Genomic DNA, 25,874 nt, shown 5'->3' with positions numbered 1-25,874 from the left:
GTGTGGCGACGCTTATGTCAGCAAAGGGACGATTTGTGCCAGCATGGCGCTGGCCGGATCAGCACCCAGGCAATCGATGACGATGCGTTCCGGCATCGAGCGCAGCCTAAGTCGAGCCTAGCGCTTGGCCAGTTGTTGTGTGGCGACGCTTATGTCAGCAAAGGGACGATTTGTGCCAGCATGGCGCTGGCCGGATCAGCGCCCAGGCAATCGACGACGATGCGTTCCGGCATCGAGCGCAGCCAGGTCAGCTGCCGCTTGGCCAGCTGGCGAGTGGCGATGATGCCCGTCTCGCGCAGGGCGGCGCGGTCGATGCGGCCATCGAGGTATTCCCAGGCCTGGCGGTAGCCCACGCAGCGCATCGACGGCAGGCCCGGGTGCAGGTCGCCACGGCGGCGCAGCTGTTCCACTTCATCGAGCAGGGCATCGTTTTTCAGCATCAGGTCGAAGCGCGTGGCGATGCGCGCGTGCAGTACGGCGCGGTCGGACGGCTCCAGCGCGAACGATTGCAATTGAAATGGCAGCACGGTCTTTTCGCGGCGGGCCAGCAGGGCCGACATGGGTTGGCCGGACAGGGCGATGATTTCCAGCGCGCGGCCGATGCGCTGCGCGTCCTGCGGCGCCAGGCGCGCGGCCGTGAGCGGGTCCTGCCCGGCCAGGCGCGCATGCATGGCGGGCCAGCCGATGGCGGCCGCATCCTCTTCCAGCCGGGCGCGCAAGGCAGGATCGGCGCCGGGCAAATCGTCGAGGCCGTCGGCCAGGCCCTTGAAGTACAGCATGGTGCCGCCGACGAGCAGCGGCAGCTTGCCGCGCGCGGAAATCTCCGCCACCAGGCGCAGGGTATCGTTGCGGAACTGGGCCACCGAATACGCATCGAGCGGGTCGATGATGTCGATCAGATGATGCGGTACCTGGGCCAGTTCTGCTTGCGAGGGCTTGGCCGTGCCGATATCCATGCCCCGGTAAACGAGGGCGGAATCGACGGAAATGATCTCGGACGGGATCGCTTGCGCGATGGCCAGCGCACTGGCCGTCTTGCCGCTGGCCGTGGGGCCCATGATGGCGACGGCCAGGGGGAGGTGTGGGGTGTTTTGCATGTTGACTCGTGTAAGGTGATGCGTAGGTCGGATGAGCGCAAGCGTAATCCGACGCGATGCCGCCGCTGCAGTGTCGGATTACGCTGCGCTAATCCGACCTACTGGCCGCGCAGGAATAGTTTATCGAGCGCGTTGATCTCGACCTGCACCCAGGTCGGGCGGCCATGGTTGCACTGGTCGGCGCGTTCCGTGCTCTCCATCTGGCGCAGCAGGGCGTTCATTTCCTGCACCGATAAAATCCGGTTGGCGCGCACGGCCGTGTGGCAGGCCAGGGTGCCCAGCAATTCGTTCTGGCGTTCGATCAGCACGCGCGAGCCGCCGTATTCGCGCACGTCGCGCAGCACGTCGCGCGCGAGGGTTTGCGCGTCGGCGTTCTTGAGCAGTGTCGGCACGGAGCGCACGGCCAGGGTGGTGGGCGACAGGGCGGCGATGTCGAAGCCCAGCGCCTTCAAGGTGTCCTGGTTTTCATTCGCCGTCGACACTTCGATGGCGTCCGCGTAGAACGTCACGGGGATCAGCAAGGATTGCACCTGCATGTCCTGGCCGGAGACTTGCGCCTGCAGCGCGTTCTTCAGCTGTTCGTACAGGATGCGCTCGTGCGCCGCGTGCATGTCGACCAGCACCAGGCCCTTGGTATTCTGCGCCAGGATGTAGATGCCGTGCAGTTGGGCCAGGGCAAAGCCCAGCGGATATTCTTCGCGCGCCATCGCTTCGGGCGAGGCGATGTAGGGCTCCACCTGCGTGATCGGCGAGGATGCGCTGCCGCCGCCGAACAGGGCGCCGTAGGCCGCCGTGTCCTGGCCCACGCCTGGCGCCTCGGCAAAGAAGGGGCGGGCCGCGCCGGGCGAGGCGGGCGCGAAGGTATTCGTAAATTGCGCGCCGAACGAGGTCTGCGTCTGCTCGCGGCGCCAGATGCCTGGGCCGCCGTTAGCGGAGCCGGCGTCGCCGCCCAGGGTGGAAGCGGCCGGCAGCGGTGCCGGCACGCTGCCGAACGCCGTGGCCGAGGTCTGCGCCAGCGCGCGCTGCACCGCGTGGAAGACGAACTGGTGCACGGAACGGCTGTCGCGGAAGCGCACTTCGATCTTCGACGGGTGCACGTTGACGTCGACCAGCGCCGGGTCGAGGTCGAGCGCCAGCACGTAGGACGGGAAGCGGTCGCCATGCAGCACGTCCTGATAGGCCATGCGCACGGCGTGCACGAGCAGCTTGTCGCGCACGAAGCGTCCGTTGACGTAAAAGAACTGGCCGTCGGCGCGCGCCTTCGATGCGGTCGGCAAGCCGGCAAAGCCGTGAATGCGCAGACTGCCGGCCGACTCGTCCAGCGCCAGGCGCGCTTCGGCGAAGTCGTTGCCCAGGATGTGGGCGCTGCGCTTGGCCAGTTCGCTGATATTCCACTGGTCGATGGTGCGGCCGTTGTGCGACAGCGAGAACGACACGTCGGGCCGCGCCAGCGCGATGCGGCGCACGACCTCGGCGCAGTGGCCGTATTCCGTCTGCTCGGATTTGAGGAATTTGCGCCGCGCGGGCGTGTTGAAATACAGGTCCTGCACGTCGACCGTGGTGCCGTGCGCCCCCGAGGACGGCGAGACGCTGCCATTGTGCGAGCCGACGATTTCCCACGCATGGGCCGCGTCGGCCGTGCGCGAGGTCACGGTGACGGCGGCCACCGAGGCGATCGAGGCCAGCGCCTCGCCCCGGAAGCCCAGGGTGCCCACGTTTTCCAGGTCGTGCAGCGATGCGATCTTCGAGGTGGCGTGGCGCGCCAGGGCCAGCGGCAGCTGGTCCTTATCGATGCCGCGTCCGTTGTCGGTGATCGCGATGCGTTTCACGCCCCCTTCTTCCAGCCGCACCGTGATCTGCGTGGCGCCCGAGTCAAGCGCGTTTTCCAGCAGTTCCTTGACCACGGCCGACGGCCGCTCGACCACCTCGCCGGCGGCGATTTGCGAAATCAACTGGTCAGGCAGGGCCTGGATCGGGCGGTGGGGCGTGATGGGAGCGTTCATGCGGTAATTATACCGGGGTCAGACCCGCAACGCCGCCTACGCAAAGCGTAGCGCCAACGTACTTGGGGTCAGACCCTCAACACCGTTAACACAAAATTTGGCGCCAACGTACCCGGGGGTCTGACCCCAGCCTTGGTCCCTATTTACTTCGCCACCTCCCGCACCGGTATCGGCGCATTGCACAGGTCGACGTGGCCGGCCGTGACCTTGCTCCACGGGCCGCCGCGGTGGCGCTGGGCTTCCAGCACGGCCTGGTAGGCGGCGCTGTCGGTGCGCATCACTTCCAGGTGGCTGCGCTGCTCGGGTGGCACGCTGGCAGCCAAGCGGATGGACTTGATCGGCACGTTTTTCTCGGGGCTGTCGTAAAAGCCCATGGGCGCCGTGCCGCGTGGCAGGGTGGACAGCAATGGCATGCCGGAGACGACCCTGCCGACGACCGTGATGTCGCGGTCCAGGTGGCGCGGCGACTGGCCGATGACGGCGTACAGTTCGGTGCCGCCGCCGCTGTCGCTGGCGCTGTCGCGGCCCACGCCCACGGTGGCATAGCAGTGCGTGAGCCAGGCCGTGCCCGTTTTTGGATCGCGCGCGGACGCAAAGCCGTTCGAATGGCCGACCTGCGGCGCATAGCCGTCGACGTCCGGCAGGCGGGTGAAGCTCTTGACGTTTGTTAAAGGTACCGTAAATTCGCCGGGCAGGGTGCGCTGGGCATGCTGGATGGGCTTGGGATTTTTCTCGTTCGGATCGCCCCATTGCGCCACCCAGTTGTCCTGCGCGCGCGTGATGGCCAGGCCGTCGTAATACTGTTCCGCCACCAGGGCCTTGATGTTGGCCACGTGCTTCGGCGCGAAGTCGGGCGCCAGTTCGATCACCACGCGGCCGGCGGGAATGTCCATATACAGTGTGTTGTCCGGGTCCAGCGCACGCCAGTCGGACGGCTTCGAGGCCTTGATCACGTCGGCCAAGGTCGCCTTGGCGGGCAGTTCGGCGGGCGCCTTGATCTGGACAGGGGCCGCGTGGGCCGTCAGATGTGCAAGGCCCAGTACGGTGGCCATGGTCAGGCCGCTCAATGGGTGTCGATACATGTTTTCTCCTGGTGGGCGCGGGTTGCGCCGTGCAGAAAGTGTATACCGGAATGGCAATATTTCGCTGTAAAAACATTGCAGATGGTAATCCTGGCAGTTGCCTGCCGAGACGGCGTTTCCTTAACCTTTACTTAAATTGCCACACGCGCAAGGGCGACGCATAATTAATCCTGAAATATCGGGCCGGGGACTGCCGTTGCGCTGGCCGGGTGGTGTATGATTCCGCCGCTACCTTTAGGGAAAAATATATGGATTTTGTGCAATTCCTCGACATGATCGTGCATGTCGACAAGACGCTGGGCCTCTTGATCGAGCAGTACGGTACCCTCGTGTATGCAGTGCTGTTTGCCATTATTTTTTGCGAGACAGGCCTCGTGGTACTGTTTTTCTTCCCTGGGGATACCTTATTGTTTATCGCCGGCGCGTTTTGCGCGACGGGACAGATGCACCTGGGCTTGCTGATCGCCTTGCTGGTGACGGCCGCCATCACGGGCAACACGCTCAATTACTGGATAGGCGAGGCCATCGGGCAAAGGGTGTTTACCCACGATTACCGCTGGATCAACAAGGATGCCATGCGCCGCACGCATGAATTCTTTGAAAAGCACGGCGGCAAGACCATCATCCTGGCCCGTTTCGTGCCGGTGGTGCGCACCTTCGCCCCGTTCGTGGCCGGCATTTCCGACATGACGCATGCGCGCTTCCAGATGTACAACGTGACGGGCGCCCTGTTGTGGGTGGTCGGTCTGGTGACGGCGGGCTACTTCTTCGGCAATATCCCGTGGATCCGCGATCACCTGACCTTGATCGTGTTGATCGGTGTCGGCGCCGCCGTGGTGCCGGTGGTGCTGGGCGGTTTGTGGAAACTCTACAAGCGCATGGTCGGCAAGTCGGCGTAAGGCCGCATGGATCCGGGGCAGGCGCGCTGCGGCACAGCCCGCAGCCGGCCCCGGATCCCGTTTTTCTCTGCCTTGTTTCTGTTTTGCTCCCGCGTTGATTCAAGTTTTGTTGCTTTCCAGCCGTAAACCAGAGGGTATTCTCACTTTCTGGATTTCCATGCGACATTTGAGCGCCCTGTTAGCTTGCAGCCTTGCCGCGATGGCGGCCATGGCAAGCGCCAAAGATGCCCCCGCTTCGGCGAGCGCGGCCGCCTCCGCGCCCACGTCGGCGTCGGCGCGCGCGGCCGCCATGAAAACCCTGACCGAATCGGTGAAGGGCAAGGAGGCCAAGGCGCCTGTCGTCGTCGCGCCCACGGCGCGCGAGAAGGAAGAGGCGGCCGAAGTCGACCTGTCCGAACGCATCGCGGCGCGCCTGGCGGAAATGCGCGCCACCCAGGCGGCCCGCGCCGCCGCCCGCGCCAAGCGCGCCGCCGTGGTGAAGGCCGCGCCGCCGCCACCGCCGCCCGTGGCGCGCGGCACGCACTGGTCGTACGAGGGCGACAGCGGTCCGGCCAACTGGAGCAAGATCAATGTCGACTGGGCCAAGTGCGGCAATGGCAGCCGCCAGTCGCCGATCGATATCCGCGACGGCATGAAGGTGGAACTCGAACAGATCAGCTTTGACTACCACCCGTCGTCGTTCAGCGTGGTCGACAATGGCCACACGGTGCAGGTGGGGGTGAGCGCCGGTAATTACATCACGGTGCAGAACCGCATGTTCGAGCTGCAGCAATTCCATTTCCACCGGCCGTCCGAAGAGCGCATCAATGGCAAGGCATTCGAGATGGTGGTGCACCTGGTGCACCGCGACGCGGAAGGGCGGCAAGCCGTGCTGGCGCTGCTGCTGGAGCGGGGCGCGCCGCAAGCGACCATCCAGACCGTGTGGAACAACTTGCCGCTGGAAAAATTCGAGACCATGCAGCCGAGCATCCTGCTCGACCCGGCCGAGATGCTGCCGGCGCGGCGCGATTACTACACCTACATGGGATCGATGACGGAGCCGCCTTGCAGCGAAGGCGTGCTGTGGCTGGTGATGAAGCAGCCGGTGCAAGCCTCGCCGGCGCAGATGGCGCTGTTCAGCCGTTTGTATCCGCTCAATGCGCGTCCGGTTCAGCCCGGTAACGGTCGCATCATCAAGGAGTCGAATTAAATAAATTCAAGGCGCTGGCGGCCGGTCCATGCGGCGCCGGCGGCCAGCAGGTCGGGCTGGATCAGGGCCGGCTCGATGCAGATGAAGCGCTGGTATTCCTCGTCGGCCAGGTCGGGCAGGGCGGCCGCGTCTTGCGCGCCCGGGTTCCACACGACGGCGTCCGTGAAGCCCTGCTGCTCCAGGCGCAAGGTATGGCCGCCGGACTGCAGGGTCAAGGCGCCCGGCAGCTGGTAATAGATGCGGTCCAGCTTGTCCGAAAATTGCAGCACCTCTTCCGCCTGCAGGGCATCTTGCGGCGTCTCGTCCGAATAGCGCACGCGCTGCAGGCCGCCAATGCGCGCCTCGCTCAATTGATCGATCGCAAAATAGCTGTGCAGGGCGGCCGAGAATGGAAGCGCCTGCTCGCCCGTGTTGTGCACGGACAGCTCCAGCTCCAGCGCCTGCGCCTTGACGGCCACGCGCAGGCGCAGGGTGAAGGCCCAGGGCCAGCTGGCGGCGATCGCCTCCGGCAGGTCCGTGTGCTGCAAGGTAAATTCCGCATGGGCGTCGCCATCGGCGTCGCCCGTCGATTCCAGCTGCCACGTCGCCACGCGCGCAAAGCCGTGGCGCATGCCCGTGCCGCGCGCGCCGAACTGGGGGAAGATCACGGGCACGCCGCCACGGATGGCGCGGCTGCCGTCGAGGGCCGAATCGCGGCTGCAGAACAGGCGCTCCCGGCCATCGCTGGTTTGCCACGAGACCAGGTGGCCGCCGTACAGGGTGACGGTGGCCTGCGCGCCATCGGCGGCGCGGATGGTCACGGCCGGCAGCTGGCCAAAGGTACTCTTGCTCATGCTAGGCTTTCATGTCAGGTCAAACGGCTTTTCGCCAGCGGCGGATTCTTGGCAAAGTAATTCTTGATGCCCGTGACGATGGCGTCGGCCATCTGGTCCTGGTAGCCGTTGTCGGTCAGCTTGGCTTCTTCCTCCGGATTCGAGATGAAGGCCGTCTCGATCAGGATGGAGGGGATGTCGGGGGCTTTCAGCACGGCGAAGCCGGCCTGCTCGACGGAACCCTTGTGCAGGCGGTTGATGCCGCCGATTTCGCGCAGCACGGCCTTGCCCAGCTTCATGCTGTCATTGATCTGCGCCGTCGTCGACAGGTCGAGCAGCACGCTGGCCAGCTGCTTGTCGTGGTTCTTCACGTTCACGCCGCCGATCAGGTCGGCCTGGTTTTCCTTGTTGGCCAGCCAGCGCGCGGCCGTCGAGGTGGCGCCTTTTTCGGACAGCACGAAGACGGACGAGCCGCGCGCCGTCGGCTGGATGAAGGCGTCGGCGTGGATCGAGACGAACAGGTCGGCCTGCACCTTGCGCGCCTTTTCCACGCGCATGCCCAGCGGGACGAAGAAGTCGGCGTCGCGCGTGAGCATGACGCGCATGTTCGGCTGCAATTCCAGCTTGGTCTTGAGACGCTTGGCGATGGCCAGCACCACGTCCTTTTCGCGGCTGCCCCGGCTGCCCATGGCGCCAGGGTCTTCGCCGCCGTGGCCCGGATCGAGGGCGATGGTAATCATGCGCACCACTTTCTGGCCCGGCAGGGGGCGTGCTTCGGGGCGCTGTTCCGGACGCAGTTCGGGCACCGGCGGCACGATCGGCGTTACCGGCGTGACGGCGGCCACGGGCGGCTTGCCGCTCTCGGGCAGCGGCAGCGCGGGCGGCGGCGTATGCGTGTCGGCCATGGGCGGCTTGGCCGGGTCGCTCGACCAGTCGCCCTTTTCGATCATCTGCGCGATCAGGTCCGGCTCGCGCACGGGATACAGGTCGAAGATCAGACGGTGGTTGTAGGAACCGGCCGGCGGCAGGGTAAACAGCTGCGGCGTGACTTCCTCTTTCAGGTCGAACACCAGGCGCACGACGTTGGGCCGGTTCTGGCCCACGCGCACCTGCTTGATGTACGGGTCGTTCGACTGGATCTTCGCCACCAGGCCCTTCAAGGTGGGATTGAGTTCCAGCCCTTCGATGTCGACCACCAGCCGTTCCGGATCCTTGACGATGAAGTGGGTCGCCTTGAGGATGCTGTCGTTTTCCAGGGTGACGCGCGTGTAGTCCTCGGCCGGCCAGACGCGCACGGCGAGAATTTGCGCCGCCATCGCCGACATGGGCGCGAACACGGACAACAGCAGGGTGCCGCCGGCCTTGAGCACCGTGCGCCGGGTGATGGGCGAGGAGATCAAAGGTTCGGGGCGAATTTGAGACGGTGAAGGCATGACAGACCCAATTCAGAAGACGCTTGCAATTCTACATCACGTCCTGTACCCGCAACGTTCAAATAAATATTCAGGTCGGCCGGCGGCAGCACCGGTTCGGCTTTCTCCGGCCATTCGACGATGCAGATATTGCGGCCGTCGAAGTCTTCGCGAAAGCCCGCGTCGAGGAATTCCTCGGCACTGCCCATGCGGTACAGGTCGAAGTGGATGACGTTGACGCTCTGGCCGTCGAGCCGCACCGTGTACGGTTCGGACAAGGTGTAGGTGGGGCTTTTGACGTGGCCCGCGTGGCCGGCCGCGTGCAGCAGCGCGCGCGTGAGGGCCGTCTTGCCGGCGCCCAGGTCGCCGTGCAGGTAGATCGCCAGGCCCGGCGCCAGCGCGCGCGCCAGCGCGGCGCCCAGCGCGGCGGTGCCGGCTTCGTCGTGGAGGTGGGCTGTGAAGTGTTCGGTCATTATCTTCCGTATCGCATAAAATGGAGGCTGCTGTCATTGTAACCGCCCGCGCGCCTGCCGTTTTCCGTAAAGTCCCCTATGTCCGCCACCGTCACCGATCTCGCCGTCCTGGCGCGCACCATCAAGGAATGGGGGCGCGAGCTGGGTTTTGCCGAGGTGCGCATCGCCGACGTGGACCTGTCGCACATGGAAGCGCCCCTGCAGGCGTGGCTCGATGCAGGGTATCACGGCGAAATGGATTACATGGCCAGCCACGGCATGAAGCGCGCGCGCCCGGCCGAGCTGGTGCCAGGCACGGTGCGCGCCATCAGCGCCCGCATGAACTACCTGCCGCCGGCGCTGGGGCCGGACTGGCGCGCGCACGAGGCGGCGCGCGACGCCGACCCTGCGGCGGCCGTGATCTCCGTGTATGCGCGTGGCCGCGACTACCACAAGGTGATGCGTTCGCGCCTGCAGCAGCTGGCCGAGCGCATCAAGGGCGAGATCGGCGACTTCGGCTACCGCGTCTTTAGCGATTCGGCGCCCGTGATGGAAGTGGAACTGGCGCAAAAGGGAGGGCTGGGCTGGCGCGGCAAGCATACCTTGCTGATCAACCGCCAGGGCGGCTCCTTCTTTTTCCTTGGCGAGATCCTCATCGACGTGCCGCTGCCCGTCGACCCGCCGGAGACCCCGCACTGCGGCCAGTGCTCCGCGTGCATCACGGTGTGCCCGACGCAAGCCATCCTGGGGCCGTACCAGCTCGACGCGCGGCGCTGCATCTCCTACCTGACGATCGAGCTGAAAGGCGCCATTCCCGTCGAGATGCGTCCCCTGATCGGCAACAAGGTGTACGGCTGCGACGATTGCCAGACCGTCTGCCCGTGGAACAAGTTCGCCCAGCGCGCCGTCGTGCCCGATTTCGACGAGCGCCACAGCCTGGGCAGCGCCGGCATGGTGGAACTGTTCGCCTGGACGGAAGAGGAATTCAACCGCCGCATGGAAGGCAGCGCCATCCGCCGCATCGGCCACGAACGCTGGCTGCGCAACCTGGCCGTCGGCATGGGCAACGCGGCCGCCAAGGCCCGGGGCCAGGCCGACATCGTCGCGGCCCTGCTGTCGCGCCGCGAGCACCCGTCGGCCATCGTGCGCGAACACGTCGAATGGGCGCTGGCGCTGCACGGCATCGATTAGCGCCGGTTTACGCCTGCTTCAGGCGCAGCGCCGACCAGTCGGCGTCGATGGCGACCATCGCCACGCTATCGAGTCCCATTGTTTGCGCAAAACTGCGGAGATCGTCGCGGTGGATGTCGCTGCCCGCTTGTATGCCACCCTTGCGGTAGGCTACCCAGACCGCGCCGCCGGGCGCCAGGCGCGCCTGCGCCGCCGGCAGGAACTGCTCCAGTTCCGCGCGGCTGCGCGCGAACAGCAATATCCAGTCGGCGTTCTCTCCTTCGCTCACCCGCCGTTCGGCCGGCAACTGCGCCAGCAGGGCGGCATGCTCGCTGCCGTCATTGAGCACGGCCAGGGCCCTGGCATTTTTCACATACATTTTTTCAGCGACGGTTTTTTCAGGCATGGCATGGACGTGTAGATTGCGGAAAGACGAGCATAACAAATTTCTCCTTGACTTATCGATATATCGTTATAAAATGACGATACCTACTAACGATATATCTTTAAAGAGAAAACATGAGAAACTCACACCACGCAGAACACGGCCATTGCGGCCAACATCACCATCACCATCACCACCAAGGCGGGCATCGCCACGAAGACCGTCACGAATACTTCATGCACGGCCGCGGCCCGCGCGGCTTCGACGAGCGCGGCGACGGCATGGGCCATGGCGGCCCCGGTGGCCGGGGCGGACGCGGCGAACGGGCCGAGCGCGTCTTCGGCCGCGGCGACCTGCCGCTGATCGTGCTGGCGCTGATCGAGATCAGCCCCCGCCACGGCTATGAAATCATCAAGGCCATCGAAGAGCGTTGCGGCGGCGCCTACGCCCCCAGCCCCGGTGCCGTGTATCCGACCTTGACCTTGCTGGAAGAGCAGGACCATGTGACGTCCTCCGAAAGCGCCAGCGGCAAGAAGCTCTATACGATCACGGACCTGGGCCGCGCGTATCTCGACGAAAACCGCGCCCAGGTGGACGGCATCCTGGCCCGCCTCGACATGTTTGCCCGCGTCCAGGCGCGCAACGCCTTGCCCGAGCGCGTGCGCCAGGCCATGCACACCCTCAAGCATGCGCTGTTGCTGAACAAGACCAGCTGGAGCGAGGCGGAAGCCGAGCGTGTCTCCGCCGTGCTGGAACAGGCGGCGAACGCCATCGTCGACGGCCACTGAGCCCACTTTACAAGGATAAGCAATGACTACTGCCTCACCTGCAACACCACGTCCGCACGCCATCGAGCGCGTGCGGCATGACTTGAAACTGCGCGTGCTCACCGTCGTGCGCACCGAGCAGCTGACGCCGCACATGCGCCGCATCACGCTGGCAGGGGACGACCTGGAAGGCTTTGTCTCGCCGGCGCACGACGACCACGTGAAACTGTTCTTCCCCGCGCCGGGGCAGACCACGCCCGTGTTCCCTGTGCTGGGCAATGGGCCGAATCCCATCCAGTACGCGGAAGGCGCGCGTCCCATCGCCCGCAATTACACGCCGCGCCGCTACGACGCCGCGCGGCGCGAGCTGGACATCGACTTCGTGCTGCATGGCGACGGGCCTGCATCGTTGTGGGCGGCGCAAGCGGCGCCCGGCCAGACCCTGGGCGTGGGCGGCCCGCGCGGTTCCATGCTGGTGCCGCTCGACTTCGACTGGTATGTGCTGGTGGGCGACCAGACGGCCTTGCCGGCCATTGCCCGCCGCCTGGAGCAGCTGCCGGCCACGGCACGGGCGATTGCCGTGATCGAGATCGTCGAAGACGGCGAGCAGATCGCGCTCGATTGCGCGGCGCAGCTGGACGTGCGCTGGGTGGCGCGCAATGGCCGCCAAGGGCCGCTGTTGCTCGACGCCTTGCGCCAGATCGCGCTGCCGTCAGAGGGCGACGGCTACGTGTGGGTGGCGTGCGAGCACGCGCAGGTGCAGGGCTTGCGCGGGCACTTTATCGACGCCGGCGTGCCGAAGCAGCATCTGCATGTGGCCAGTTACTGGAAGCATGGGGCGGCGGAGCATCACGAGCATCACGACGAGTGATGGTGCTGGTGTCGGGTTACGCGCTTTGCGCTAACCCGACCTACATTGTGCATCATGGCGTAGGTTGGATTAGCGGCGCGCCAGCGCCGCGTAATCCAACGTTACCGCCATTACTTCAACAATCCCGCCAGCTCCACCGCCGTCTTGACCTGCATCTTGTCGAAGATATGCGCGCGGTGGACTTCCACGGTGCGCATGCTGATGCCCAGCTTGTCGGCCACCACCTTGTTCATCTTGCCCGCCAAAATCAGGTCCAGCACTTCGCGTTCGCGCGTCGACAGGGTGGCCAGGCGCGCGTGCACGGCGGCCAGTTCCCCGGCCTGGCGCGAGTTGGCCAGGCCTTGCTGCACGCGGTCCATCAGGTCGTTGTCGTTGAACGGCTTTTCAAAGAAATCGAAGGCGCCCCGTTTCAAACTGTCGACGGCCATCGGCACGTCGCCGTGGCCGGTGAGGAAGATCACGGGCAGGCGCGCCGTCAGGTCGCGCTTGACCAGCTGGTCGAACAGGGCGATGCCGTTCATGTCGGGCATGCGCACGTCGAGCAGCACGCAGTCGCCGGCGGCGTCGAAGCCGCCGTCGAGGCTATCGAGGAATTGCTGGGCGCTGGCGTAGCTGCGCGCCTCGATGCTGCGCGAGGCGGCCAGCCAGGAGAGGGAGTCGCGCACGACTTCTTCGTCGTCGATAATGTGTAGCATGGTGTCTCCGGCTTGTCGGTTATTCGTTATTGCTTGGTGCGGCGCGCGGCGCGGCCGGCACGCTGAAGGTAAAGATGGTACCGCCAGCGGGGTTGGCGCCGAAGGTCAGCGCGCCGCCGTGAAATTCGATGGCGGTGCGGCAGATGTTCAGGCCCATGCCCATGCCTTCGGACTTGGTCGAGAAAAACGGTGAAAACAGCCGCTCGGCCACGTCCTGCGCAATGCCGTGGCCATGGTCGATCACGTCCACCGTCACCATGCCCTGCTGCGCGTCGTGGCTGGCCCGCAGGCGCATGATACGCCGTCCGGGCGCCGCATCCTGCATCGCCTCGATGGCGTTGCGCGTCAGGTTCAGCAGCACTTGCTCGATCATCACGGGGTCGGCGCGCAGCAGCGGCAGGTCCGGCGGCAGTTCTTCCTGGATGGTGACATAGTATTTGCGCGCCTGCAGGTCGATCAGCGCGCGGATGCCGTCGATCAGGGTGCGGATGGCGATATCCTGGCGCTGCGGTTCGCTTTTGCGTACGAAATCGTGCACGCTGCGGATGATCTGGCCGGCCCGCTGCGCCTGCGCGCTGGCCTGTTCCAGCGCCGGTTTCAGGGTGCCCGGATCGACGGGGGCGTCATGCTCGATGGCGCGGCGGATCAAATTCAAGGCCCCTGTCGTGTAGCTGGAAATGGCCGCCAGCGGCTGGTTCAATTCATGCGCCAGCATCGACGCCAGCTCGCCCATGGTGGCCAGGCGCGAGCTCGTTTGCAGTTTTTCCTGCTGCTGACGGTTGAGTTCCTCGACGCGCTTGCGGTCCGAGATGTCGAGCACGGAGCCCATCCAGCCCGTCTGCTGGCCGTTCTTGTCCACCAGCGGCGCCTCGAAGATCAGCACGGGCACGCGCGTGCCGTCCGGGCGCTGGAAATAGGTTTCGAACTGCGGCGTGGGATTGCCGGCCAGGGCCTTGACGAAGCGCTGCTGGTATTCCTCCAGCGCCTCGGGCACCCAGTAGGGCATGGGCGGCAGGCGTCCCAGGATTTCCTCGGGCGGATAGCCGACGATCTGGCAAAACGCGGGATTCACGTACGTGACGCGGCCTTCCAGGTCGCGCGCGCGCATGCCCGTCACCAGCGAGTTTTCCATCGCCGTGCGAAACAGCATCTGCTGGCGCAGCGCGCCTTCAGCCACCAGGCGGCGCGAAATATGGCGCCACAGGGCCAGCAAGCTCCACAGCAAACCCAGCGACAGGGCGATGACGGAGCCGACCAGCAGATTGGGCAGCAGCTTGGGCTGGCTTTTCACGCTGTCGGTAAACAGGGTGATGGTGGCGCCGGGCACGTCGAGCGCGCGCTTGTGCGTGTACACGCCGTGGCCGGGACCGGCGGCAGCGCGCCGCGCCAGCACCTTGTCATCGCGGTCGATCAGCGAAATCTGGTTATCCTGGGCGAACCACCACGGCACCATTTCATCGAGCAGGCTGCTGATCTGATAGGTGGCCACCAGGCTGCCGACATAGCGCTGGCCATCGAACAGGGGCTGGTGGTAATCCATCAGCATGGCACCGGGCGGCGCGTCGGGAAAGCCCGTCTGCTGCGAAGGCTGGGCGTATTGGCCCCGGTGCAGGCGGCGCGCATTGTCGGCCGCCGTCAGCGAGGCGGGAGAAAACGCCAGGGCGTGCGGCGGATTGCTGTCGCTGGTGGCCAGCACCTTGCCGCTCGTGTCGAGCCACAGCACGCGCTGCAGTTCACGGCCATTGCGCAGCATCTGCTGCAGCCGTTCGTGCACTTTTTCCGCCGACAGGGAGCCGCTGGCGATGTCCACGCCCAGGTTGAACAGGCTTTCCTCGTTGCGCGCCAGCTGGAAACGGATGGTCTGCTCGACCCACAGCGTGTCGGCGATCAGCTGCTCCTGGCGCTCGTTGCTTTCCATCTGGCGCGCCTGCCAAGGCAGCCAGAACAGGACGGAGAGGAACAGCAGCAGCAGGATGACGGGCAGCAGCCAGCGCATCGGACTCGATAGCTTGAAGCGGCGCGCAAGGGTGGGGGGAGTCGGCATGGCTGGCAGGGTAGCGGCTTATCGGGAACCGGCTATTGTGGTTAACCACAATAGCCGAGGCAGTTTCTTTGGCACAATATCCAAGTAGACAAATAATAAAGTTTTTTTTAAACACCATTCAGGAGACAAAAATGCAACTGCCACCAATGAAAACCCTGTTCGTCGCGCTGTGCGCAGCCATCGGCGCCACCGCCGGCGTGCACGCTTACGCGCAGGCGCCCATCGTCATCAAGTTCAGCCACGTCGTGGCCACGGACACGCCGAAAGGCCAGGCCGCCGAACGCTTCAAGCAACTGGCTGAAAAAGCCACGAATGGCAAGGTCAAGGTCGAACTGTACCCGAACAGCCAGCTGTACAAGGACAAGGAAGAACTCGAAGCACTGCAGCTGGGCGCCGTGCAGATGCTGGCGCCTTCGCTGGCCAAGTTCGGTCCGCTGGGCGTGAAGGAATTCGAAGCGTTCGACCTGCCCTACATCTTCCCCACCAAGACGGCGCTGTACAACGTCACCGAAGGCGAAATCGGCAAGAGCCTGCTGAAAAAGCTGGAACCCAAGGGTATCACGGGCCTGGCATACTGGGACAACGGCTTCAAGGTGATGTCGGCCAACAAGCCGCTGCACACGCCGGCCGATTTCAAGGGCCTGAAAATGCGCATCCAGTCGTCCAAGGTGCTCGATGCGCAGATGCGCGCGCTGGGCGCCAACCCGCAGGTGCTGGCCTTCTCGGAAGTGTATCAGGCGCTGCAGACGGGCGTGGTCGACGGCACGGAAAATCCGCCATCGAATATGTACACGCAAAAGATGCATGAAGTGCAAAAGCACGTGACCGTGTCCAACCACGGTTACCTGGGCTATGCCGTCATCGTCAACAAGAAATTCTGGGATGGCTTGCCGCCCGATATCCGCGCCCAGCTGGAAAAAGCCATGCGCGAGGCGACCACGTTTGAAAAAGCCATCGCCCAGCGCGACAACGACCAGGCCCTCGACGCCATCAAGAAAGCGGGCAAGACGCAGATCTACACGCTGACGGTGCAGGAACAGGCCGAATGGCGCAAGGCGCTGGCGCCCGTGCAGAAGGCCATGGAAGGGCGCATCGGCAAGGATCTGATCTCGGCCATCAACAAGGAAAGCGCGAAGTAAGCAGCATGCTGTAGCGCACCGCCTGGTGCGCCAGGCAGGGTCTTCCCTGCCAATGGCTCGAATGACTCCTGCGCGTCCTGCGCGGGAGTCCGTGTACCCGCATTCTTTGAAAGTCCACCATGAAATTTCTGGATCACCTGGAAGAGTGGCTGATCGCGTCCCTGATGGGCGCCGCCACCTTCATCATCTTCGTGGCGGTCGTGCACCGCTACCTGGCAGGCTTGCCGATACCGGGCCTGCAAGACTTCCTGATTCAAATCAATACCAGCTGGGCCCAGGAACTGTGCATCTACATGTTCGTCTGGATGGCCAAGTTCGGCGCCGCGTATGGCGTGCGCACGGGCATCCACGTGGGCGTCGACGTCCTGATCAATCGCATGAACCCGCGCTGGCGCGACCGCTTCATCGTCTTCGGCCTGGCCGCCGGCGCCCTGTTTACGGGCATCGTCGGGACACTTGGCGCCAGCTTCGTGTGGTCGATCGGCCACACGGACCAGACCTCCGCCGACATGGAAATACCGATGTGGCTGGTCTACCTGGCCGTGCCGCTCGGTTCCTACCTGATGTGCTTCCGTTTCCTCCAGGTGATGGTGCATTTCATCAAGACGGGCGCCCTGCCGAAACACGACCACTCGCACGTCGAGGGGCTGGAAGACGAACTGACGGCGGAAGAAAAAGGAGCCAAGGCATGAACGCGCTGATTATTTTTGTGCTGCTGCTGGCACTGATGCTGACCGGCATGCCGATCTCCATCTCGCTGGGCCTGACGGTATTGACGTTCCTGTTCACCATGACCAGCGTGCCCATCGAATCGGTGGCCCTGAAGATTTTTACGGGCATCGAGAAATTCGAGATCATGGCCATCCCGTTCTTCATTTTGGCGGGTAACTTCCTCACGCATGGCGGCGTGGCGCGGCGCATGATCAACTTCGCCAGCTCCATGGTCGGCCACTGGCACGGCGGCCTGGCGCTGGCCGGCGTGATGGCGTGCGCGCTGTTTGCGGCCGTCTCCGGCTCCAGCCCCGCCACCGTGGTGGCGATCGGTTCCATCATCTTGCCGGCCATGGTCAAGCAGGGCTATCCGCGCGGTTTCGGCGCCGGCGTCATCACCACCTCGGGCGCGCTGGGCATTTTGATACCGCCATCGATCGTGATGGTGATGTATTCCGTCAGCACGAATACCTCGGTGGGCAAGCTGTTCATGGCGGGCGTGATTCCCGGCATGATGCTGGCCATGCTGCTAGGCCTGACCACGTGGTTCTTGGCGCGCAAGCACAACTATCCGCGCATGCAGAAGGCCAGCTGGAAGGAGCGCTTCGTCACGTTCAAGAAGAGCGCCTGGGGCCTGCTGTTGATCGTCATCGTCATGGGCGGCATCTATTCGGGCGCGTTTACGCCCACGGAAGCGGCCGCCATGGCTGCCGTGTACGCCTTCATCATCGCCGTCTTCGTCTACAAGGACTTGAAGATCAAGCAAGTGGGCAAGGTCTTGCTCGATTCGGCCGCCATGTCGGCGATGCTGTTGTACATCATCACCAATGCCGTGCTGTTCTCGTTCCTGATGACGAGCGAAAACATCCCGCAGGCGATGGCCGAATGGATCACGGGCAAGGGCCTGGGCGTGATCAGCTTCTTGCTGGTGGTCAACGTGCTGCTGTTGTTGGCTGGTAACGTCATGGAGCCGTCGTCCATCGTGCTGATCATGGCGCCGATTTTGTTCCCCGTCGCCATGAAGCTGGGCATCGATCCCGTGCACTTCGGCATCTTGATCGTGGTCAACATGGAAGTGGGCATGTGCCATCCGCCCGTGGGCTTGAACCTGTACGTGGCGTCCGGCATCACCAAGATGGGCATCTCGGAGCTGACCGTGGCCGTGATGCCATGGCTGCTGACGATGCTGGCCTTCCTGGGCTTGATTACCTACGTACCACAAATCTCGCTGTGGTTGCCAAATTTAATTTACAACTAAAACAGTTGTCCCCTTCATGGTGCAAAAAAAGTCGATCCTGCCGAACAAATGCGCTATGATGGGCAGCCTTAAGGGGAAACACGTATATGCATATGCGCCCAGGTAGCAAGGCTGAAATACAGAATTGGCAACAAGGTTAGTGGGGGAGTGGTCTATAAAAACGGTATTGATACCGGGGATATATTGAGGAGACACACGTTTCACAGAAGTTGTTGAGTCATAGCTGTCTGCGGCCACAAGCCGGCACCGGCGGACCCAAACGACCGGGAACGTGAAGCAATATTTGAAGCGCACCGGCTGGTGCGCTTTTTTTTCGTCCCCGGGAAACGTCCGCCGGCACGCCCAAAGTCGGTGCATAATTCCCGTGGCGCCGTTTCCGGCGCCGGCAGGTTGCATATATGCCACACTTGAATAATGATCAGCAGATGAAAAAACAACAGGGCAGTGAACTGTTCAGCGCCATCGTGGCCGCACCGTTCGGCGCCATGGGCGTGCGCGCGCAGGACGGCCGCTTATGCGAACTGGTCTACCTGCCGCCGCACTTCGCCGAGAAGGAGGCGCAGGATGCCGTTTCAGAACGTGCCTGCGCGCAACTGACGCGCTATTTCCGCGATCCCGATGCGCCGTTCGACCTGCCGCTGGCAAGCCTGGGCAGCGCCTACCAGCAACGGGTCTGGGCGGCGATCGCCGGCATTCCGCGCGGCCAGGTGCGCACGTATGGCGACGTGGCGCGCCTGATCGGCTCGGCGCCGCGCGCCGTGGGCCAGGCATGCGGCGCCAACTGGTTTCCCGTGGTGATCCCCTGCCACCGGGTCACGGCTGCAGGCGGCCTGGGCGGCTTTGCCCACCACGACGACGCGACCGGCTTCCACCTGGGCGTGAAGCGCTGGCTGCTGGCGCATGAAGGCGTGGCGGGCATGGGGTGGTCAACACGATGATGAACAGCCTGCTGGCGCCGGACAACGCCACCCTGATCGATGAATTCTGCGACAGCCTGTGGCTGGAGGACGGCCTGTCGAAAAACTCGCTCGATGCCTACCGGCGCGACATGCGGCTGTTCGCCCGCTGGCTGGAAGTGGCGCGGCCCGGGCGCGAGGGCCTGTACGAGGTGGCCACGGCCGACATCGAGGCGTATTTCGCCGCCCGCCACGACGAGAGCAAGGCGACCTCGTCGAACCGGCGCCTGTCCGTGCTCAAGCGCTTTTACCAGCTGGCCCTGCGGCACAAGCATATCGCCGCCGACCCATGTCTGAAGATGGTCTCGGCCAAGCAGCCGGCGCGCTTCGTGCACACGCTGAGCGAAGCGCAGGTGGAAGCCTTGCTGGCGGCACCCGACGTGAGCACGCCGCTGGGCTTGCGCGAGCGCACCATGCTCGAACTGATGTATGCGAGCGGCTTGCGCGTGTCGGAACTGGTGGACTTGCAATCCGTGGAACTGAGCCTCAACGATGGCGTGCTGCGCATCACGGGCAAGGGCAGCAAGACGCGCCTGGTGCCGTTCGGCGAACAGGCGCGGCTGTGGATCGAGCGCTACCTGAAGGAAGCGCGCGGCGTCATCCTCGACGGGCAGATGGACGACGCGCTGTTCGTCACGCGGCGCGGGGGCGCCATGACGCGGCAAATGTTCTGGGTCATCATCAAGAAACACGCGCTGAGCGCCGGCATCACGGCGCCGCTGTCGCCGCATACCTTGCGCCACGCGTTCGCCACGCATTTGCTCAACCATGGCGCGGACTTGCGTGTTGTGCAATTGTTACTGGGGCACTCGGATATTTCCACCACGCAGATTTACACGCATGTGGCCCGTGAGCGGCTGAAACTGCTGCATGCGCAGCATCATCCGCGAGGCTAAACATTTGGAGTTTGCTCCAACTACGTCATAATGTGCCTTATATGCTTATCTGTAACATCTAAAAACTAAAGAGGTAGTAAATGGCCAAGACAAATTTCCAATACGAAAAACGGCAAAAAGAGCTGGAAAAGAAGAAGAAAGCCGAGGAAAAAGCCAGGCGCAAGCTGGAAGCGAAGAACAATCCGAAGCCGGCCGACGGCGAAGAGGGTGCCGAGGGTGACGAGCCCGAAGCGGACGACGCTACCGACGCTCCCGCCCAGCCGCAGTAATTCCCCTGTTTCTGACGACCGGTGCGGCATGGCCGCGCCGGTCTCCCCTCGTTTTCCCTTCCCCCGCTACAAGCGCGGCCGCTGGCCGATCGCCAGTTGCAGCTGCGTGCTGGCGATGGCCTCATCGGCGCGCGCCTGCACATAGCCCTGATACGCCTCATCGGCCGAACGCTGCGCCGCCAGCCATTCCAGCAGCGAAGCATTGCCTTTGACGTAAGACAGACGCATGCCGTCGACCACCTTTTGTGCATCGACCAGCACCCCATCGCGGTAGTGCGCCAGCCTGTCCTGCGCCGCAAGCAGCTGCCGCTGCGCCGTGCGCACCTGCGTTTCCGCCGTCAGTTCCGCCTGGCGCAGAGCCAGCATCGCCTGCGTCACGCCCGCTTCCGCCTGCACCACGTCGCCCTTGTCGCGCCGCGACAGGGGGATGGGGATGGCCAGCGAGATGGACAGTGCACGGGAGCGGGGTGCGCCGTCGACGGGATTGCCGCTGGCGTCAAAACCGTCATGGTAGCCGCGCGCGGCGGCCAGGCCCACGGTGACGGTCGGGTCGACCGAGCGGTTGGCGCGCACCAGCGCCGCGCCGTCGCGCAGATTGTCCACGGTGGCGCGGGCGATGCGCACGTCGCTGCGCTCGCGCAGCGCCTGCGGCACCAGGGTGCTGGCATCCTGGTCGGCATACGAGGCGAAGTCGCAGGCCAGCTGCGCGTCCGGAAACAGGCTGTCGAACTGGCGGCCCAAGGGGGGCGACAAATTCAACATGGCGCTGTCCGCCTCGCTGCGCGCCTGCGCCAGCTCGGCCTGGAACTGGTCGCGTTCCACGCGCGACTGCAGCAGCTCGATGCCGCCCACGTCGCCCGCCTTGCGCCGCACGACGTTTGCATCGACGACTTTCGACAGGGCCGCCATGGTCTGCTGCTTGCGGGCGAGGACCTCGCGCGTGCGGCACGCTTCCGTGAACGCGGCGGCGGCCGTGCCATACAGTTCGCTTTTGAAGCCGGCCACCGTTTCCTCGGCCAGCGCGACATGGCTGTGCGCCGCCTTCAAGCGCGCGGCGCGCTTGCCGCCCGTCTCGATGGCCATGCTGATGGCCGGATTCCACGTGACGGGACGGTGTTCGACGCTGCGCACGGTTTCGCGCGTGGCGCCCACGGTGAATTCGGGATCGGGACGCAGGCCGGCGATGCCGATGCCGGCCTTGGCCGAGACGATGTCTTCCTGCTGCGCCTGCAATTCCAGGCTGTGGCTCTCCACGGCGGACAAATAGGTCTCGAAGCTCAACGGCGCGGCGCTGGCGCCGGGGGCGATCAGCCAGGCCGCCAGCAGGACTTTAAAACGTGTCATGGTTCACTCCTTCGGTATCGGTCCGGCGTTGTTGTACATAGGCCTCGATCAGGTAATACAGGGCCGGCAACAGCAGCAAGGTCAGCGCCGTCGCCGTCACCAGCCCGCCCACCACCACGGTGGCCAGCGGGCGCTGCACGTCGCTGCCCAGGCCCGTCGCCAGCATGGCCGGCGTCAGCCCCAGGGCGGCCACGGTGGCTGTCATCAGCACGGGGCGCATGCGGTCGCGCGCGCCTTCCAGCACGGCCTCGCGCAAGCTCATGCCTTCGTCGGCGCGCAAGCGGTTGATCTGCGCCAGCATCAGCACGGCATTCAGCACGGCCACGCCGAACAGGGCGATGAAGCCGACGGCGCTCGACACGTTCAAGGTCATGCCGCGCAGGTGCAGCGCGGCAAGGCCACCCAGCATGGCCAGCGGCACGGCCAGCAAGACCAGCGCGGGCTGGCGCAGGTTGCGGAACTGGCCAAACAGCAGCAGGAACATGGCGCCCAGGGTCATCGGCAGGATCAGAGCCAGGCGGCTTTGCGCGCGCTGCAGGTTTTCAAACTGGCCGCCCCACTCGACGCTGATGCGCTGGTGCTCGTTGGCCACGGCTTGCGCCACCAGCGGGCGCGCTTCGGCCAGGAAACCGGCCAGGTCGCGTCCGCGGGCGTTGAGGCGCACGATGATGTGGCGCCGCCCCATTTCGCGCACGATCACGCTTTCGCCCGAGGTGGTGCTGATGGTGGCCACCTGCGCCAGCGGTATCCTCGCGCCGTTGGCGGCCGTGAGCTTCAGGCTGGCGATGGCGTCCGGGCTGGAACGCGTCGCGGGCGGGAAGCGCACGGCGATGTCGTAGCTTTTCTCGCCCACGTAGACCTGGCCGATGGGCGCGCCGCCGATGCCGGTGGCAATCAGGTCGGCCACGTCGGCTGCATTGATGCCGTAGCGGGCCGCCTTCGCGCGGTCCAGTTCCACCTTCAGGTTGGGCAGCGGCGGCTCCACGTCCACGGCCACGTCGGAGGCGCCATGGACAGCCTTCAGGACATTTGCCACCTTGCCGGCGATGGCGCGCACTTCATCGAGGTCGTTGCCGAAGATTTTCACCGTCAGGTCGCTGTGCGCGCCCGACAATTTATCCTGCACGCCATCGATCATCGGCTGCATGAAGGCCACCGTGACGCCTGGCATGCGCGCGAAGCGTGCATTCATTTTCGCGATCAGCTGCTGCTTGCTCATGCCCGACTTCCAGCTTTTGTATGGATGCAGTCCCACGCTCGCCTCGATGTGCGACGGCGTCCAGTAATCGGTGCCGTCGTCGTTGCGCCCCGTCTGCGTGACGATGGTCGACACTTCGGGAAATTCCAGCGCTGCGCGCCGCAGTTCGCCGGCCATCTCCGACGCCTTGTCCAGGGTGATCCCGGGCGGCATCTGCACCTGCAGCCACAGCGAACCCTCATCGAGGTAGGGTAAAAAATCGCGGCCGATGCTGCCGCCCAGGATGGCAAGCGCTGCGAGCGATCCTGCGCACACCATCGCCACCCAGCGCTTCTTGCCCACCATGCGTTCGAGGAAGCGGCCATACGCGGCCGCCAGCTTTTCCAGCGCGCGGTTATGGAAGGTGCGGCGCGGCTTGCGCAAGGCCAGCCAGGCCAGGCCCGGAATCAGCACCAGGGCCACCACCAGTGCGCCCACGAGCGCCGCACCCACCGCATACGCCATCGGAGAGAACAGCTTGTACTCGATGCGCTGGAAGGCGAACAGGGGCAGGTAGGCGGCGATGATGACGGCCATGCCGAACATGATGGGGCGCGCCACCTGCAGGGTCGCGTCGATGGCGTCCTGCAGGGTGAGGGGCCGCTCCTGTTCCCGCTCGCGGCGGCGCAGCATGTTTTCCAGCACCACCACGGAACCGTCGACGAGGATGCCGAAGTCGATCGCCCCCAGCGACAGCAAATTGGCGGGAATCTTAAAGTGGTGCATGAAGATGAAGGCGATCAGCAGGGCCAGCGGAATCGTCAGCGCGACGATGGCGGCCGCGCGCGGGCTGCCCAGATACAGCAGCAGCACGAGGGCGACCAGCAGCATGCCTTCGCCCAAGGTGAATCCGACCGTGTGCAGGGTGGCGTCGATCAGCGAGCTGCGGTCCAGGTAGGGCACGACCTTGACGTCCTTCGGCAGCACGTTGGCGTTCAAGTCATCGACGGCCGCATGGATGCCGGCCAGCGCCTCGGACGGATTGAAATCCTTCAACAGCAGGGTGATGCCTTCGATGGTGTCGGGGTTGTCGTCCTTGCCGAGGATGCCGCGCCGCTCGACGTTGCCGTAGGCAAGCTTGCCCAGGTCCTTCACCAGCACGGGCACGCCGTCCTTGCTGCTGACGACGACGTTGCCCATGTCATCGAGCGAATGCAGCAGGCCCACGCCGCGCACCACGTACGATTGCTGGCCGCGGTCGATGACGCTGCCGCCGCCGCTGACGTTGTTGGCGTTGATGGCGTCCTTCACCTGCGCCAGCGAGAAGCCGTAGCTGTCCAGTTTTGCGGGATCGAGTTCCAGCATGAATTGCGTCGTCAGACCGCCGAAATTGCTGACGTCCGCCACGCCGCGCACCTGCTGCAGGCGCGGGATCACGGTCCAGAACTGCAACTCGGACAGTTCGCGTAAAGACCGTGTTTTCGACTCCAGCGTGTAGCGGTAGATCTCGCCCGTGGGCGAGGTGTAGGGATCGAGCCCCGGCTTGGCGTCGTACGGCAGGTTCACGCTGGCCAGGCGCTCCTGCAGCCGTTCGCGCGTGAAGTAGCCGTCGCTGCCGTCCTCGAACACCACGGTGATCAGCGACAGCGCGAACAGGCTGCGCGTGCGCAGCACGTGCATGCCGGGCGTACCGAGCAGGGCGCGCTCGAGCGGGATGGTGATCTGCTGCTCGATTTCCTCGGCGCCCAGGCCCGGCACCTGCGTGACGATCTGCGAAGTGACGTCGGCGATGTCGGGATAGGCTTCGATGGGCAGCTGCTTCCAGCAGTAGACGCCGTAGACGGCGACGAACAGCAGCACCAGCCAGACGATGCCGCGCCGCTGGCAGCAGGTGGCGATGAAACGGTCAATCATTGAGCAGCACTCCTTCCTTGACGACGATGCGTTCGCCCGCTTTCAGGCCGGCGAGGATTTCCACCTGTTCTCCATGGCTGGCGCCCACTTCCACCGTGCGCGGCGTGAATACCAGCGGGCTGCGCTCGACCATCACGCGCGTCGACGGCCCGCTCTGCAGCACGGCGGACGCGGGCACGAGGAGGGCGCGGCGGCTGGCGCCGGCGAATCCCGCGTGGGCGAACATGCCCGGCTTGAAGGTGCCGGCGCGGTTGTCGATGGCCACGCGCACTTGCACCGTGCGCGTCTCGGGATCGAGCACGGCGCCCACATACGCGACCTTGCCCTCGAAAGCCTTGCCGGGCCAGGCGTCGACGGTGATGCGCGCCGTCTGGCCCACGGCGACCTGGGCCAGGTCCCGCTCGGCCACGTTGGCCGACAGCCACACGGTGGACAGATCGGCCACCGTCATGACGGGCGCGTTGATATCGTTCCAGTAGCCGCCCTGGGCGCCTTCCATGGCGATCACGGTGCCGGCGATGGGTGAACGCAGCACGTAGTCGCGGCGCGCGCCGCGTGCGCCGGCGCCGTACTGGGCCAGCTTGTCGGCGCTGGCCTGGGCGTCGCTGCCCGCCTGCGCAAAGGCCGCCTGGGCCGCTTCGTACTCCTTGCGCGCGGCGATCTCCGCCTCGAACAGGGTTTTCTGGCGCTCCAGTTCCTGACGCGCCTGCAGCAGGACGGACTTTGCCTTGCTGTCGTCCGCGTAGGCGGCACTGAGTTCCGCCGAGTCGAGCGTGAACAGCGGGTCGCCCGCCTTCACGCTGTCGCCCAGGGCGCGCTGCAGGCGCGTGATGCGCCCGGCCAGGGGCGGCGTGATCTTCACCAGTTTTTCCGGCATCGCTACGATGCTGCCAGGCGCCTCCGTCTGCGTGGCGAACTCCTGTTCCTGCACGGACGCGATCTGCAGGCGCTGGCGCAGCGGCGACATCCTGTCGACGGCGATGCTGCCGTCGTCCAGGTGCCTCGATTGGGCGGGCGGCATGGCTGCCGCCGTCGGTTTGGCGCAGCCGGCCAGGGCCGAGCAGGCGAGAGCGAGGGCGCAGCTGGCGCCCAGGGCGTTGCGGGTGGTCGTGTTCATCCCGTGTTTCCTTGTTATTGATGGTGATGGGGCATGCGTGGATGCCGTGCCCAGGCGGGCGGTCAGAGGGGAGCGCGGGCAGCGGTATGACAGCGCCGGAAAAGCATAGCAATGTGCTCCTGAAGAAGCGCCCAAGAACGCCTGAATCATTCTTCAGGTTCGGTCGCGCGAGGGCCTGGCGCGTTAAAATACGCGTATGGAAAACGCAGGGCTCG

Annotated in this window: 23 protein-coding genes; 11 read left to right on the top strand and 12 right to left on the bottom strand. The window is 64.9% G+C overall.

Annotated elements, in window-relative coordinates; translation table 11 throughout:
• Window positions 1-149: 149 nt before the first annotated feature.
• The 3 genes from miaA to AC07VH_RS21165 form a co-directional block, all read right to left on the bottom strand.
• Complete coding sequence (gene miaA / locus AC07VH_RS21175) at window positions 150-1,097, bottom strand: tRNA (adenosine(37)-N6)-dimethylallyltransferase MiaA (RefSeq protein ID WP_494787896.1); 948 nt, start codon at window positions 1,095-1,097, stop codon at window positions 150-152.
• A 98-nt stretch (window positions 1,098-1,195) separates the two neighbouring features.
• Window positions 1,196-3,100, bottom strand: coding sequence for a DNA mismatch repair endonuclease MutL (gene mutL, locus AC07VH_RS21170; protein WP_489629847.1), 1,905 nt, complete (start codon window positions 3,098-3,100; stop codon window positions 1,196-1,198).
• Window positions 3,101-3,243: 143 nt separating this feature from the next.
• Window positions 3,244-4,182, bottom strand: a complete 939-nt coding sequence (locus tag AC07VH_RS21165) for a peptidylprolyl isomerase (RefSeq protein ID WP_494787895.1) — start codon at window positions 4,180-4,182, stop codon at window positions 3,244-3,246.
• A 248-nt stretch (window positions 4,183-4,430) separates the two neighbouring features.
• Here AC07VH_RS21165 and AC07VH_RS21160 point away from each other — a divergent pair, with 248 nt between their 5' ends.
• Window positions 4,431-5,081 (top strand): VTT domain-containing protein, encoded by a 651-nt coding sequence (locus tag AC07VH_RS21160; RefSeq protein WP_475417311.1) that lies wholly within the window; start codon window positions 4,431-4,433, stop codon window positions 5,079-5,081.
• A gap of 208 nt (window positions 5,082-5,289) precedes the next feature.
• On the top strand, window positions 5,290-6,270 hold the full coding sequence (locus AC07VH_RS21155; protein ID WP_494787894.1) for a carbonic anhydrase: 981 nt from the start codon (window positions 5,290-5,292) through the stop codon (window positions 6,268-6,270).
• Here AC07VH_RS21155 and AC07VH_RS21150 read toward each other — a convergent pair.
• Genes AC07VH_RS21150 through tsaE form a run of 3 tightly spaced genes read right to left on the bottom strand, consistent with a single transcriptional unit; the run spans window position 6,267 to window position 8,967 of the window.
• A complete protein-coding gene (locus AC07VH_RS21150) occupies window positions 6,267-7,103 on the bottom strand; it encodes a D-hexose-6-phosphate mutarotase (RefSeq protein WP_494787893.1) in 837 nt (278 codons plus the stop codon). The genes AC07VH_RS21155 and AC07VH_RS21150 overlap by 4 nt on opposite strands.
• Window positions 7,104-7,117: 14 nt before the next feature.
• Entirely contained in the window at window positions 7,118-8,515 is a 1,398-nt protein-coding gene (locus AC07VH_RS21145; RefSeq protein WP_475417314.1) for an N-acetylmuramoyl-L-alanine amidase, read from the bottom strand.
• On the bottom strand, window positions 8,479-8,967 hold the full coding sequence (tsaE, locus tag AC07VH_RS21140; RefSeq protein ID WP_070312279.1) for a tRNA (adenosine(37)-N6)-threonylcarbamoyltransferase complex ATPase subunit type 1 TsaE: 489 nt from the start codon (window positions 8,965-8,967) through the stop codon (window positions 8,479-8,481). The genes AC07VH_RS21145 and tsaE overlap by 37 nt, the downstream gene beginning before the upstream one ends.
• Window positions 8,968-9,045: 78 nt before the next feature.
• On the opposite strand from tsaE, the gene queG reads away from it, so the two are divergent.
• Window positions 9,046-10,137 carry a tRNA epoxyqueuosine(34) reductase QueG gene (queG, locus tag AC07VH_RS21135; protein WP_494787892.1) on the top strand — a complete coding sequence of 364 codons (1,092 nt, stop codon included), beginning with the start codon at window positions 9,046-9,048 and terminating at the stop codon, window positions 10,135-10,137.
• A gap of 7 nt (window positions 10,138-10,144) precedes the next feature.
• Here queG and AC07VH_RS21130 read toward each other — a convergent pair whose 3' ends face one another.
• Complete coding sequence (locus tag AC07VH_RS21130) at window positions 10,145-10,522, bottom strand: DUF3052 family protein (RefSeq protein ID WP_494803975.1); 378 nt, start codon at window positions 10,520-10,522, stop codon at window positions 10,145-10,147.
• 113 nt (window positions 10,523-10,635) lie between these two features.
• Here AC07VH_RS21130 and AC07VH_RS21125 point away from each other — a divergent pair, with 113 nt between their 5' ends.
• Together AC07VH_RS21125 and AC07VH_RS21120 are read left to right on the top strand one after the other, a co-directional pair.
• Window positions 10,636-11,289, top strand: coding sequence for a PadR family transcriptional regulator (locus AC07VH_RS21125; protein WP_494787890.1), 654 nt, complete (start codon window positions 10,636-10,638; stop codon window positions 11,287-11,289).
• Between the two features lie 22 nt (window positions 11,290-11,311).
• Window positions 11,312-12,139, top strand: coding sequence for a siderophore-interacting protein (locus tag AC07VH_RS21120; RefSeq protein WP_494787889.1), 828 nt, complete (start codon window positions 11,312-11,314; stop codon window positions 12,137-12,139).
• A 110-nt stretch (window positions 12,140-12,249) separates the two neighbouring features.
• Here AC07VH_RS21120 and AC07VH_RS21115 read toward each other — a convergent pair whose 3' ends face one another.
• Both AC07VH_RS21115 and AC07VH_RS21110 read right to left on the bottom strand, forming a co-directional pair.
• Window positions 12,250-12,834 carry a response regulator transcription factor gene (locus tag AC07VH_RS21115; protein ID WP_070287725.1) on the bottom strand — a complete coding sequence of 195 codons (585 nt, stop codon included), beginning with the start codon at window positions 12,832-12,834 and terminating at the stop codon, window positions 12,250-12,252.
• Window positions 12,835-12,853: 19 nt separating this feature from the next.
• Window positions 12,854-14,878 carry a sensor histidine kinase gene (locus tag AC07VH_RS21110; RefSeq protein ID WP_475417320.1) on the bottom strand — a complete coding sequence of 675 codons (2,025 nt, stop codon included), beginning with the start codon at window positions 14,876-14,878 and terminating at the stop codon, window positions 12,854-12,856.
• A gap of 146 nt (window positions 14,879-15,024) precedes the next feature.
• On the opposite strand from AC07VH_RS21110, the gene AC07VH_RS21105 reads away from it, so the two are divergent.
• The 6 genes from AC07VH_RS21105 to AC07VH_RS21080 all read left to right on the top strand — a co-directional run bounded on the left by AC07VH_RS21105 (window position 15,025) and on the right by AC07VH_RS21080 (window position 20,107).
• The gene (locus AC07VH_RS21105) at window positions 15,025-16,017 is read left to right on the top strand and encodes a TRAP transporter substrate-binding protein (protein ID WP_489630769.1); all 993 of its coding nucleotides are present in this window, start codon (window positions 15,025-15,027) and stop codon (window positions 16,015-16,017) included.
• Between the two features lie 119 nt (window positions 16,018-16,136).
• Window positions 16,137-16,709: a TRAP transporter small permease gene (locus AC07VH_RS21100; protein ID WP_092796197.1), complete on the top strand. Its 573-nt coding sequence runs from the start codon at window positions 16,137-16,139 to the stop codon at window positions 16,707-16,709.
• Window positions 16,706-17,986, top strand: a complete 1,281-nt coding sequence (locus AC07VH_RS21095) for a TRAP transporter large permease (protein WP_494787888.1) — start codon at window positions 16,706-16,708, stop codon at window positions 17,984-17,986. The genes AC07VH_RS21100 and AC07VH_RS21095 overlap by 4 nt, the downstream gene beginning before the upstream one ends.
• A gap of 425 nt (window positions 17,987-18,411) precedes the next feature.
• Window positions 18,412-18,924 carry a methylated-DNA--[protein]-cysteine S-methyltransferase gene (locus AC07VH_RS21090; RefSeq protein WP_494787887.1) on the top strand — a complete coding sequence of 171 codons (513 nt, stop codon included), beginning with the start codon at window positions 18,412-18,414 and terminating at the stop codon, window positions 18,922-18,924.
• Entirely contained in the window at window positions 18,921-19,838 is a 918-nt protein-coding gene (gene xerD, locus AC07VH_RS21085; RefSeq protein WP_475417322.1) for a site-specific tyrosine recombinase XerD, read from the top strand. The genes AC07VH_RS21090 and xerD overlap by 4 nt, the downstream gene beginning before the upstream one ends.
• 80 nt (window positions 19,839-19,918) lie before the next feature.
• Window positions 19,919-20,107: a hypothetical protein gene (locus AC07VH_RS21080; RefSeq protein ID WP_475417323.1), complete on the top strand. Its 189-nt coding sequence runs from the start codon at window positions 19,919-19,921 to the stop codon at window positions 20,105-20,107.
• A 66-nt stretch (window positions 20,108-20,173) separates the two neighbouring features.
• Here AC07VH_RS21080 and AC07VH_RS21075 read toward each other — a convergent pair whose 3' ends face one another.
• From AC07VH_RS21075 to AC07VH_RS21065, 3 genes are read right to left on the bottom strand one after another with little or no spacing between them, the layout of a single operon-like run.
• Entirely contained in the window at window positions 20,174-21,451 is a 1,278-nt protein-coding gene (locus tag AC07VH_RS21075; protein WP_494787886.1) for a TolC family protein, read from the bottom strand.
• The gene (locus AC07VH_RS21070; RefSeq protein WP_494787885.1) at window positions 21,438-24,542 is read right to left on the bottom strand and encodes an efflux RND transporter permease subunit; all 3,105 of its coding nucleotides are present in this window, start codon (window positions 24,540-24,542) and stop codon (window positions 21,438-21,440) included. The genes AC07VH_RS21075 and AC07VH_RS21070 overlap by 14 nt, the downstream gene beginning before the upstream one ends.
• Window positions 24,535-25,659 carry an efflux RND transporter periplasmic adaptor subunit gene (locus tag AC07VH_RS21065; protein ID WP_489629861.1) on the bottom strand — a complete coding sequence of 375 codons (1,125 nt, stop codon included), beginning with the start codon at window positions 25,657-25,659 and terminating at the stop codon, window positions 24,535-24,537. The genes AC07VH_RS21070 and AC07VH_RS21065 overlap by 8 nt, the downstream gene beginning before the upstream one ends.
• Window positions 25,660-25,874 lie beyond the last annotated feature (215 nt).

The sequence above is a fragment of the Janthinobacterium sp. GW821-FHT03C10 genome, from assembly GCF_059420865.1.
This window is presented reverse-complemented; position numbering and strand designations above follow the sequence as displayed.